Origin of the sequence: Pseudomonas sp. NPDC096950 (assembly GCF_044762525.1) — a bacterium.
Lineage (GTDB): Bacteria > Pseudomonadota > Gammaproteobacteria > Pseudomonadales > Pseudomonadaceae > Aquipseudomonas.
The window spans coordinates 202,824-214,388 of sequence record NZ_JBIWEL010000011.1 but is presented as its reverse complement, the minus strand read 5'-3'; the positions used below and the strand labels follow the sequence as shown (position 1 = coordinate 214,388).

The 11,565-nt window shown below is 59.4% G+C and carries 12 protein-coding genes; 5 read left to right on the top strand and 7 right to left on the bottom strand.

The annotated features are described in order from the left end of the window. Together ACIQY3_RS18685 and ACIQY3_RS18680 are read right to left on the bottom strand one after the other, a co-directional pair. Window positions 1-440, bottom strand: a 440-nt coding sequence (locus ACIQY3_RS18685; RefSeq protein WP_403022013.1) for an ABC transporter permease subunit, incomplete at its 3' end; no start/stop codon positions are given. Between the two features lie 65 nt (window positions 441-505). Then, the gene (locus ACIQY3_RS18680; RefSeq protein ID WP_403022011.1) at window positions 506-1,537 is read right to left on the bottom strand and encodes an amino acid ABC transporter substrate-binding protein; all 1,032 of its coding nucleotides are present in this window, start codon (window positions 1,535-1,537) and stop codon (window positions 506-508) included. A gap of 468 nt (window positions 1,538-2,005) precedes the next feature. On the opposite strand from ACIQY3_RS18680, the gene ACIQY3_RS18675 reads away from it, so the two are divergent. The 5 genes from ACIQY3_RS18675 (at window position 2,006) to ACIQY3_RS18655 (ending at window position 7,301) form a co-directional block, all read left to right on the top strand. Then, window positions 2,006-2,662 (top strand): alpha/beta hydrolase, encoded by a 657-nt coding sequence (locus ACIQY3_RS18675; RefSeq protein ID WP_403022009.1) that lies wholly within the window; start codon window positions 2,006-2,008, stop codon window positions 2,660-2,662. Between the two features lie 84 nt (window positions 2,663-2,746). Next, entirely contained in the window at window positions 2,747-4,234 is a 1,488-nt protein-coding gene (gene rhlB / locus ACIQY3_RS18670; protein WP_403022007.1) for an ATP-dependent RNA helicase RhlB, read from the top strand. 126 nt (window positions 4,235-4,360) lie between these two features. Next, window positions 4,361-5,308, top strand: coding sequence for an ornithine cyclodeaminase family protein (locus tag ACIQY3_RS18665; protein WP_403022005.1), 948 nt, complete (start codon window positions 4,361-4,363; stop codon window positions 5,306-5,308). A 149-nt stretch (window positions 5,309-5,457) separates the two neighbouring features. After that, window positions 5,458-6,585 (top strand): NAD(P)/FAD-dependent oxidoreductase, encoded by a 1,128-nt coding sequence (locus tag ACIQY3_RS18660; RefSeq protein WP_403022003.1) that lies wholly within the window; start codon window positions 5,458-5,460, stop codon window positions 6,583-6,585. Window positions 6,586-6,674: 89 nt separating this feature from the next. After that, window positions 6,675-7,301, top strand: a complete 627-nt coding sequence (locus tag ACIQY3_RS18655; protein WP_403022001.1) for a transcriptional regulator — start codon at window positions 6,675-6,677, stop codon at window positions 7,299-7,301. Window positions 7,302-7,407: 106 nt separating this feature from the next. Here ACIQY3_RS18655 and ACIQY3_RS18650 read toward each other — a convergent pair whose 3' ends face one another. From ACIQY3_RS18650 to ACIQY3_RS18630, 5 genes are all read right to left on the bottom strand, one after another. Continuing rightward, window positions 7,408-8,184, bottom strand: a complete 777-nt coding sequence (locus ACIQY3_RS18650; protein ID WP_403021999.1) for an ABC transporter substrate-binding protein — start codon at window positions 8,182-8,184, stop codon at window positions 7,408-7,410. 287 nt (window positions 8,185-8,471) lie between these two features. Then, entirely contained in the window at window positions 8,472-8,924 is a 453-nt protein-coding gene (gene moaE, locus ACIQY3_RS18645; protein WP_219095795.1) for a molybdopterin synthase catalytic subunit MoaE, read from the bottom strand. Between the two features lie 2 nt (window positions 8,925-8,926). Continuing rightward, window positions 8,927-9,169 (bottom strand): molybdopterin converting factor subunit 1, encoded by a 243-nt coding sequence (gene moaD, locus ACIQY3_RS18640; RefSeq protein WP_403021996.1) that lies wholly within the window; start codon window positions 9,167-9,169, stop codon window positions 8,927-8,929. Next, window positions 9,166-9,639 carry a cyclic pyranopterin monophosphate synthase MoaC gene (gene moaC / locus ACIQY3_RS18635; protein WP_123507817.1) on the bottom strand — a complete coding sequence of 158 codons (474 nt, stop codon included), beginning with the start codon at window positions 9,637-9,639 and terminating at the stop codon, window positions 9,166-9,168. The genes moaD and moaC overlap by 4 nt, the downstream gene beginning before the upstream one ends. Window positions 9,640-9,882: 243 nt before the next feature. Next, window positions 9,883-11,277 (bottom strand): PhoH family protein, encoded by a 1,395-nt coding sequence (locus ACIQY3_RS18630; RefSeq protein WP_123405490.1) that lies wholly within the window; start codon window positions 11,275-11,277, stop codon window positions 9,883-9,885. Window positions 11,278-11,565: the final 288 nt, after the last annotated feature.

The window sequence follows — 11,565 nt, the reverse complement described above, 5'->3', positions numbered from 1 at the left end:
ACCGCGAAGTACCAGAACAGGATTTGCAGCAGCGGCGGAATGTTACGGAAGACTTCCACGTAAACCGTCGCCAGCTTGCTGATGATCCAGTTCGGTGACAGCCGTGCCACGCCGACGATGAAACCGAGGATGGTGGCCAGGATCACGCCGATGAAGGTCACCAGCAGGGTGTTGAGCAGACCGATGAGAAACACCCGGGCATATGTGTCCGATTCGGTGTAGTCGATCAGGTGTTGAGCGATGCCGAACCCGGCACTGCGATCCAGAAAACTGAAGCCGGAGGTAATACCCCGGTGTTGCAGGTTGGTTTGCGTATTGTCGAACAGATACCAGCCCATCGCGACGACCGCGACAATCGTGATGATCTGAAATAGCCACGCACGCACTTTCGGATCGCTGAGGCTGAGCCTCTGCTTTGGTGCGCCGATTGATTTTTGCATGAAGTGCCCCGGAAATAATGGAACAGAACATCACCCGGTGGTTGGCCCACCGGGTGACAGAACCATCAGCGCACTGGTGGTGCGTATTGAATGCCGCCGTTGGTCCACAGGGCGTTCAAGCCACGGTCGATTTCCAGCGGAGTGCCCTTGCCGAGGTTTTTCTCGAAGATTTCGCCGTAGTTACCGACTTGGGAAACGATCTTGACGACCCAGTCCTTCGGCAGTTTCAGGTCTTTGCCGTATTCGCCGTCAGCACCCAACATACGGGCAACGTCCGGGTTCTTGGTGGACTTGGCTTCAGCCAGAACGTTTTTCGAAGTGATACCGGCTTCTTCGGTGTTCAGCAGTGCGTAGCCAACCCAGCGAACGATCGCCAGCCACTCGTCGTCGCCGTTACGTACGACTGGACCCAGTGGTTCTTTGGAGATGGTTTCCGGCAGTACAACGTAGTCTTTTGGCGAAGCCAGTTTGCTGCGCTGTGCGTACAGCTGCGACTTGTCGGAAGTCAGCACGTCGCAACGACCGGATTCCAACGACTTGGCGCTTTCATCGGAGGTGTCGAAAGTGATCGGGGTGTATTTCAGGTTGTTGGCGCGGAAGTAATCGGAAACGTTCAGCTCGGTGGTGGTACCGGCCTGGATGCAGATGGTTGCACCGTCCAGTTCCTTGGCACTTTTCACGCCCAGCTTGCTGTTGGCCAGGAAGCCGACGCCGTCGTAGTAAGTAATGAAGCCAGGAAACTTCAGGCCCATGCCCGCGTCACGGGAACTGGTCATGGTGGTGTTACGCGAAAGAATGTCGATTTCGCCGGACTGCAGCGCGGTGAAACGCTCCTTGGCGTTCAACTGGCTGAACTTGACCTTGGTGGCGTCGCCGAAAACAGCGGCTGCCACAGCGCGGCAGACGTCAGCGTCGATCCCGAGGATCTTGCCGGTGGAGTCCGGAACCGAGAAACCCGGCAGACCGTCACTCACGCCGCACTGAATGAAACCTTTTTTCTGCACTGCATCCAGGGTTGCACCCGCCTGAGCGAACCCACTGACACCGAGCACTGCGGCTGCAGTCACGATAGCCAGGGTGGATTTCAACATTTTCATTCAAACCTCCAGTTTTGCTCTTGTTGTGTCGGAGCGAGAGTCCCGTCGCACCCTTTTGAGGCGTTGTTGACCCGTGTTGGCTTTTTTTGGGGTCAACCGACGTAAGACCTTAGCTATGAGTCTAGTAGGAGAAAATCCACATCATGGACAACTCACTTCTCACCAATCGGCCGAACGGGCTGTAGCCCTTTCACGTTCGCTAAGCCCGTAACGGCCACTGGCGAACATCCATCACCGGATTCTTTGCTATCCCGTCGTCAGCAGTACACTGATAGTGTTACCGCCAGGCGCGAGATTGGTTGCACAGGCTTTCCCATAGCAAAGCCCGTACCACACCGCTCGCTCAAGCGATTCAGCGACAGGTCAATGGCAAAACTTGTAGCCTTGCGACATCTTCGTAACTGATCAACCAGACGCGCACTCGGATCACGCACTCAATGAGAGCGCACGCACAAAATTGGAGCAGACATGACCCAGCCCTTGATTCTTCAGCCCGGCAAGCCCGTTGACGCCTGCGTTATCTGGCTGCACGGCCTGGGCGCCGACCGCTATGACTTTCTGCCGGTGGCCGAAGCGCTGCAGGAAAGCCTGCTGACCACCCGCTTCGTTCTGCCCCAGGCACCGACCCGCGCAGTCACCATTAATGGTGGCTACGAGATGCCGAGCTGGTACGACATATTGGCCATGAACCCGGCGCGCGCGATCAGCCGCGAGCAGCTGGACGAGTCGGCGAACAGGGTGAACGAGCTGATCGAAGAGCAGAAGGCCAGCGGAATAGACGCCTCGCGCATCTTTCTCGCCGGTTTTTCCCAGGGCGGCGCGGTGGTGCTGCACAGCGCTTTCCTGAAATGGCAGGGACCGCTGGGTGGCGTACTTGCCCTCTCGACTTATGCCCCGACGTTCAGCGATGAACTGGAGCTTTCCGCCAGCCAGCAGCGCATTCCTGTGCTATGCCTTCACGGCCAGTACGACGACGTTGTGCAAAACGCCATGGGCCGTAGCGCTTATGAGCATTTAAAGCAGCGTGGTGTCACCGTGACATGGCAGGAATACCCAATGGGCCACGAAGTGTTACCCGAAGAAATTCGCGACATTGGCACCTGGCTCGCCGAGCGCTTGCGTTAAAACCTATCCTTTGATCATCCCGCTACGCCGCGCCTGATTCTTGCATTACACTGGCCGGCGTACATTCCTTAACCAATTGATGAGATGACCGTGCTCAAAGCACTCAAAAAAATGTTCGGTAAAAGCGAGACTGAGCAGCTCGCGCCAGTCGCCAGCGCTCCGTCTCACACCCCCAGCCACCGCACCGACGGTCGTCAGCCTGGCCGGACCGCAGCCGCAGCGGCACCGAAACAAGAGCCCGTGACCACACCGGCCGCCCAACCTGTCGAACCCATCGCTGCCGAGCAACCGCTCAGCGAAGCGCCGAAACCTGCAAAACCGCGTCGCGAACCGAAGCCAAAGGCCCCGGTCATTCCCTGGAAACTCGAAGATTTCGCCGTCGAGCCACTGGAAGGCAAAACCCGTTTCCACGATTTCAAGCTTGCCCCTGAATTGATGCACGCCATCCAGGACCTGGGCTTTCCGTACTGCACGCCGATCCAGGCGCAAGTCCTCGGTTTCACCCTGGCCGGCAAAGATGCCATCGGTCGCGCCCAGACCGGCACCGGCAAAACCGCCGCGTTCCTGATTTCGATCATCACCCAGTTGCTGGAAACCCCGCCGCCCAAGGAACGCTACATGGGCGAACCGCGGGCGCTGATCATCGCGCCGACCCGCGAACTGGTGGTGCAGATCGCCAAGGACGCCGCCGACCTGACCAAGTACACCGGCCTCAACGTCATGACGTTTGTCGGCGGCATGGACTTCGACAAGCAGCTCAAGCACCTCGAAGCCCGTCACTGCGACATCCTCGTTGCCACCCCGGGCCGTTTGCTGGACTTCAACCAGCGCGGCGACGTGCACCTGGACATGGTCGAAGTCATGGTTCTGGACGAAGCCGACCGCATGCTCGACATGGGTTTCATCCCACAAGTGCGTCAGATCATTCGCCAGACCCCGCCGAAGAACGAGCGCCAGACGCTGCTGTTCTCCGCGACCTTCACCGAAGACGTGATGAACCTCGCCAAGCAATGGACCACCGACCCGTCGATCGTCGAGATCGAGTCGCAAAACGTGGCCAGCGAAAACGTCGAGCAACACATCTACGCCGTGGCCGGCGCCGACAAATACAAACTGCTCTACAACCTGGTCACCGACAACGGTTGGGAGCGGGTGATGGTCTTCGCCAACCGCAAGGATGAAGTGCGGCGCATCGAAGAACGCCTGGTGCGCGATGGCGTCAACGCCGCGCAACTGTCGGGTGACGTGCCGCAGCACAAACGGATCAAGACGCTGGAAGGTTTCCGCGAAGGCAAGATCCGCGTGCTGGTGGCCACCGATGTTGCCGGTCGCGGCATTCACATCGACGGTATCAGCCACGTGATCAACTTCACCCTGCCGGAAGTGCCGGACGACTACGTGCACCGCATTGGCCGTACCGGTCGCGCGGGCGCCGATGGCGTGTCCATCAGCTTCGCCGGTGAAGATGATTCCTACCAGCTACCGTCCATCGAGGCGCTGCTGGGTCGCAAAATCAGCTGTGAAACGCCGCCGACGCATCTATTGCGGGCGGTTGAGCGCAAGCGCCCGTAACCCAGGCGCATCAAAAAGAGGCGCAGCCGGCAACGGACTGCGCTTTTTTTTCGCCCGGATGTTGCTCAAGAATACTAAAAGTCCATAATGGACAAATTAGTTTACTTTCAGCGCCCGGAGCCGACCATGTCCAGTACGCCTTACGTGATCAATCAACCTCAGGCCCGCGAGCTACTGGCACAGGTTGACGTGCCGCAGATCCTGCGCAAGCTGTTCCGTGACCTCGCTGCCGGGCAAGCCGTGCAACCGGCGCAGCAACTGGTGGAATTCCCCCAGGGTGCAGGCGACTTCATCAACTACCTGGGGGTGCTGGCCGAGGATGGCGTCTACGGGGTCAAGACCTCGCCCTACATCGTGCGCGAACAAGGTCCGCTGGTCACCGCGTGGACGTTGTTGATGTCGATGCAAACCGGCCAGCCGTTGTTGCTCTGCGATGCCGGTGAGCTGACCACTGCCCGCACTGCCGCGACCACCGCCGTGGCCGTCGATGCCCTCGCCCCGCTGAACGCCCGACGCCTGGCGATTATCGGCAGCGGCAAGGTGGCTCAGGCGCATTTGCATTACGTGAAGGCGCTGCGGGACTGGCAGAGCATCAGCCTGTACTCGCCAGGCTTGAGTGAACTGGATGCCGACGCTCGGGCCCAGCTCAAAAGCCTCGATTCACGACTGACCCTCGTCGACAGTCGCGAAGCGGCGATTCATAACGCGGACGTGATCATGCTCTGCACCTCGTCCGCCGGTCCCGTGATCGATCCGGCCACACTGACCCGTCCGGCGCTAATCACCTCGATCAGCACCAACGCACCACGGGCCCACGAAGTGCCACCCCAGAGCCTCAACGACATGCAGGTGTTCTGCGACTATCGTCAGACCACCCCCGGCTCGGCAGGTGAAATGCTGATTGCCGGCGAACAACATGGCTGGGACAAACGCGCGATCGTCGGCGACTTGCCCGACCTGCTTAGCGGCAAAGTGCAACGCCCCGGTTATGACCGCCATGTGTTCTTCCGCTCCATTGGCCTGGGGCTGGAAGACATTGCGTTGGCGAATGCCCTCTATCGCCTACAGCCCTGACACCACAATTCCCATGTGGGAGCGGGCTTGCTCGCGAAAGCGGTGTGTCAGTCGACGTTAATGTTGAATGCCAGACCGCTTTCGCGAGCAAGCCCGCTCCCACAGGGATCACCGACACCATTGGCATTTACGCCCCACAGGAGACGTTCATGAGCCAGGCAGACTTCATCATCATCGGCGGCGGGATTGCCGGCGCCTCCACCGGTTACTGGCTGTCGCAGCACGGGCGCGTCATTGTGCTGGAGCGCGAAACCCATCCGGCTTATCACTCCACCGGACGTTCCGCCGCGCTGTTTACCGCCGCCTACGGCACGCCGCAAGTGCGCGCACTGACCCAGGCCAGCCGCGACTTCTTCGACGCCCCGCCCGGCGGTTTCTGCGATCACCCGCTGCTGACCCCGCGCGGCGAGATGACCGTGGATTTCACCGGCGACCCGGACGAGCTGAACAATCAATACTTGAGCGCCAAAGCCACGGTGCCGGAGATGCAACTGCTCAGCGCCGAAGAAGCCTGCGCGCGCCTGCCGATCCTGCGTCGGGAAAAAGTCCACGGCGCGCTCTACGACCCGACTGCCTGCGACATCGATACCGATGCCTTGCACCAGGGTTACCTGCGGGGCATCAAGCGCAATAAAGGCGAAGTCCACACCGACAGCGAAGTCCTGGGCCTGAGCCGTGACGCCGAAGGCCAGTGGCAGGTGCAAACCAACGGGCAGACGTTCACCGCGCCCGTGATCATCAATGCCGCTGGCGCCTGGGCCGACAAGATCGGCGAACTGGCCGGCGCCGCGCCACTGGGCCTGCAACCGAAACGCCGTGCAGCTTTCATCTTCGCCGGCCCCGAGGGCGTGGACATTCACCATTGGCCAATGCTGGTGGCGCTCGACGAATCCTTCTATATGAAGCCCGATGCCGGCATGTTCCTGGGCTCGCCCGCCAACGCCGACCCGGTGGAACCCCACGACGTCCAGGCTGAAGAACTGGACATCGCCATGGGCATCTACCAGATCGAAGAAGCCACCACCCTGTCCATCCGCCGCCCGACCCGCACCTGGGCCGGTTTGCGCAGTTTCGTGGCCGACGGTGATTTGCTGTCCGGCTTCGATACCCGGGTGCCGGGGCTGTTCTGGGTCGCGGCGCAAGGTGGTTATGGCATCCAGACATCGCCCGCGATGGGCCAGGCCAGTGCTGCGCTGGTGCGCGGTGAAGCCTTGCCAGAACAGTTGAGCCGTTTCGGCCTGGACGCCGCGATGCTCTCCCCGGCGCGCCTGGGTTGAGCGCGGACTTGGGTGACGTGCCGCCACGATTGCGGCAAACTTCCAGCGCCCTGCTCGATGGGGCGCTGACGTTGCCTGGAGTTCCCTGTATGAATGCACCCGAAAAAGACCCGGCACTGGACAACTTCCGGGCGATCGCCGACGCCATCGCCACGCTGTTCTTTCCTCACGCCGAGGTGGTGCTGCACGATCTGCGCACGCAAAAAATCGACTACATCGCCAACAACCTGTCGAAACGGGAAATCGGCGATGACGCGGCGCTGGAAGACATGCTCAGCGACGACGTCAGCGAACGAAACATCGGGCCGTACGAAAAGCTCAATTGGGACGGTCAGAAGATTCGCAGCCTCAGCAGCGTGCTGCGCGACAGCGATGGTCATCCGCTGGCGGTTCTGTGCATCAACCTGAATATTTCGCTGTTCGAGAACGCCAAGGCCGCGCTGGATCTGTTCCTGTCGCCGACCAAATTGATCCCGCAACCGGACTCACTGTTCCGCGATGACTGGCAGGAGCGGATCAACACGTTCCTGCATGCCTGGCTGCGCGAACGTCAGTTGAGCCTGAATGTGCTGACCCGCGACCACAAACGCGAACTGGTGCTGGCGCTGCACGCCGAAGGCGCGTTCAAAGGCAAAAGCGCCTCCAACTACGTGGCCAATGTGCTGAACATGGGGCGGGCGACGGTTTACAAGCATTTGAAGGAATTGAAGGGTTAGGCATTGAGACCGGTGTTGTTAGGTCGGGCCCCTTCGCGAGCAGGCTCGCTCCCACAGGGGGAATGCATTCCAATGTGGGAGCGAGCCTGCTCGCGAAAGCGGTCTATCAATCGCCGTAGATGTCGGACTTGAAATACTTGTCCGAAATCTTCTGATACTCGCCATTCGCACGAATACCATCGATGGCCGTGTTCAGCTCACTGACCAACTCCGCATTACCCTTGCGCACCGCAATCCCGGCGCCCTCGCCCACGTATTTCGGATCCTTGAGTTCAGGCCCGACAAAGGCGTAACCGGCGCCGCGGGGCATCGACAGGAAATCGTTCAGCGGAATGGTGTCGGCAAAAATCGCATCGAGGCGGCCGGCGGCCAGGTCCATGTAGATTTCTTCGTTATTGCCGTAGCGCTTGACGTTGATGCCCTTCGGTTCGAAAACCTCAGTGGCGTAACGGTCAGTGGTGGTGGCGCGCTGCACGCCAATGGTCTTGCCTTTGAGGCTGGCGTATTGGTCATCCACCACCGCGCCTTGCTTCATGACCAGGCGTGACGAGGTGAAGTAATACTTGTGGGTAAAATCCACCGACTTCTTGCGGTCTTCGTTGATGGTCATGGACGACAGCGCCATGTCGATTTTCTTCACTTTCAGGGAAGGAATCAGACCGTCGAACTCACCTTCGACCCAGATGCACTTGACCTTCATCTGCGCGCACAGGGCATTGCCGATGTCGTAGTCGAAGCCAACGATCTCACCCTTGTCGGTCTTGGACGCGAACGGTGGATACGCCGCTTCGATGCCGATGCGCAGGGTTTTATCGGCGGCGAACGCTGAGCTGCACGCCAACAGGCTCAGGGCCAGACCGGTGATGAGGGGGAATTTCTTCATGTTCGTTTTCTCGCGGTTGTTGTTGGTTTGGCAAGACAGAAGAAAGAACGGAAACGGAAAAACCTTTTTTGTACTTATAATTCCATACTGGACTTTTATGTATAAATCGTCAATCGGGCAAACGGCATCCCGCCTGGCCGATGGTCGGGTGCTCAGTCAGTAGATTATTGGGTGAAGCAAAGGGCCTCTTCGCGGGCAAGCCCGCTCCCACAGGGGAATGCGATCACTGTGGGAGCGGGCTTGCTCGCGAAGGCGGCAGAGCGGACAACAAAGAAACAACAGGCTGACTACTGCTTCCAGCGATCCGCCGCCGCATGATCGCTGTCCCGCCCTTCCACCCAGCGCGGGCCGTCGCTGGTGTTTTCTTTCTTCCAGAACGGCGCGCGGGTTTTCAGGTAGTCCATGACAAACGCGCAGGCATCGAACGCGGCCTGGCGGTGGGCGCTAGCGGCGCCGACGAAGACGATCGGCTCACCCGGTTCCAGGGCGCCGATGCGGTGCAGCACTTCAAGCTTGAGCAGCGGCCAGCGCTGTTCGGCCTCGAGGGCGATCTTGCCCAGGGCCTTTTCGGTCATGCCCGGATAGTGCTCGAGAAACATCCCGGCGACGTCGAGCCCGTCATTGAAGTCGCGCACGTAGCCAACAAAACTTACCACCGCGCCGACGCCGACATTGGCAGCGTGCATGGCATTGACTTCGGCCCCCGGATCGAACGCCGTGGACTGCACGCGAATCGCCATGCTCAGCCCCCGGTCACAGTCGGAAAGAACGCCACTTCATCGCCATCGACCACCGGCTCGTCGAGTTGGCAAAGGTCTTCGTTACGCGCGCACATCAAGTTCTGCTCGCTCAACACATCGGCACCATCACGCTGGGCCAGCAACGCCCGCACGTCATCCACCGTGGCGAAATCGCCTTCGACCTTGATCGAGTCCACGCCCAGCGCTTCACGGTAGCGGGCAAAAAACTTCACCGTTATGTTCATGACGGGTCCGCCTGGAAATGTCCGCTCTTGCCGCCGAGTTTCTCCAGCAAGCGCACGCTTTCGATGGTCATGCCGCGGTCCACAGCCTTGCACATGTCGTAGATGGTCAGCGCCGCGACGCTGGCGGCGGTCAGGGCTTCCATCTCGACGCCGGTCTGCCCGGACAATTTGCACCTCGCGACGATGCGCACGGTGTCGTCGCCTTCGGCACTGAGCTCGACCTTGACGCCAGTCAGCATCAGCGGATGACACAGGGGAATCAGGTCGCTGGTTTTCTTCGCTGCCTGGATGCCGGCAATGCGCGCCACGGCGAACACATCACCTTTTGGGTGACCGCCGCTGACGATCATTTGCAGGGTTTCGGGCTGCATGCGCACCAGCGCTTGAGCCGTCGCTTCACGGAACGTCACGGCTTTTTCAGTGACGTCGACCATGTTGGCGCGACCTTGGGAATCGAGATGAGTCAGCACAGGGTTACTCCTGATCAGGAGCGTCGATTGTAAACCTGCGGGTCAATTTTTCGCACGTTTGATTATCGGGTAACCACAATCCAAAAATGTGGGAGCGGGCTTGCTCGCGAATGCGGTGTGTCAGTCAATACATGTGCCGACTGACACACCGCATTCGCGAGCAAGCCCGCTCCCACAGGTGATTTTGGGTTAGCCACAAAAAACCGGGCGACCTGAGAAGGCCGCCCGGTTTGTCTGATGCGGTTACAGATGCGATTCGGCGTATTCGGCCAGGATCGAGCGAGGCACCCCTTGCAGGGTGATATGCACACCATTAGGGAAGTCTTTGAAGCGTTCAGTCAGGTAGGTCAGCCCGGAGCTGGTCGCGGACAGGTAAGGGGTGTCGATCTGCGCCAGGTTGCCCAGGCACACCACTTTGGAACCGGCGCCGGCACGGGTGATGATGGTTTTCATCTGGTGCGGCGTGAGGTTCTGGCATTCATCGATCAGGATCAAACTCTGCTGGAAGCTGCGTCCCCGAATGTAGTTGAGGGATTTGAACTGCAACGGCACTTTGCTGAGGATGTAGTCGACGCTGCCATGGGTGTTTTCGTCATCCATGTGCAAGGCTTCGAGGTTGTCGGTGATAGCGCCCAGCCAAGGCTCCATTTTTTCCGCCTCGGTGCCGGGCAGGAAGCCGATTTCCTGGTCCAGGCCCTGCACGCTGCGGGTAGCGATGATGCGGCGATAGCGTTTGCTGACCATGGTCTGCTCGATCGCAGCGGCCAGGGCCAGGATGGTTTTACCGGAACCGGCGGCGCCGGACAGGTTGACCAGGTGAATGTCCGGATCAAGCAACGCGTAGAGCGCCAGGCTCTGGTAGATGTCACGCGGTTTCAGGCCCCAGGCTTCCTGGTGCAACAGGGGTTCCTGATGCAGGTCGAGAATCAGCAGACGGTCTTCTTCAATCTCCTTGATCCAGCCGACAAACCCTTGTTCGTCGATGATGAATTCATTGATGTGCACCGCCGGCAGGTTGTCGATCAGCTTCACCTGGTGCCAAGTGCGGCCATGGTCCTGACGGGTTTCGACCTTGCTCACGAGGTCCCAAAAGGAGCCGGTCATGTTGTGGTAGCCGTTAGGCAGCAGCGAAACGTCGTCGACCAGTTGGTCGGTGCTGTAGTCCTCGGCCGCAATCCCGCACGCCCGGGCCTTGAGGCGCATGTTGATGTCTTTGGTGACCAGCACCACGGGCAATTTTGGCTCGCGCGCGTGCAGGTCGATCAACTGGTTGATGATGATGTTGTCGTTCAGGTGCTCGGGCAGAATGATGTTCGGCTCAGCGCGCTTGCTCATCAGAATTGACAGCAAACCCTTGGGCCCGCTCTTGCCGCGCTGGATCGGCACACCGAGTTCGACATCCTCGGGGCTGGCATCGCCCAGGGTCTTGTCGATCAGGCGGATCGCCTGACGGCATTCGGCCGCAACGCTGTGATGCCCGCTCTTGAGCTTGTCCAGCTCCTCAAGCACGGTCATCGGGATCGCAACGTGGTGTTCTTCGAAGTTAAGAAGGGCGTTTGGATCGTGAATCAATACGTTGGTATCGAGTACATAAAGGATTGGCTGGTTGGAAGAAGAACTACGTCCGTGATCATCCATACTCGGTCACCTTTGTGGGAGCCAGTCGACGCAATACCGTGACAGTGCTGCGCCTCGAAGTGGCCACCGAATTCACCTGTTGGGACTCAAGTGAACTGCTCACAAATGGGTCTTGGAAGACGCCACCTGTGTTGCAGGTTTCGGCGGTCTGTCTTCGTAATACTCCAAAACCCATGACAGAAAAAAGCACTTTGACGTTTTTTTGAAGTTTATTTTTCAGAGTGACGAATAGCCCTTGGCGTGCAGGCATTGTGCCGTTAAAGTCGGAAGTCCGCCTGCATCGAAATT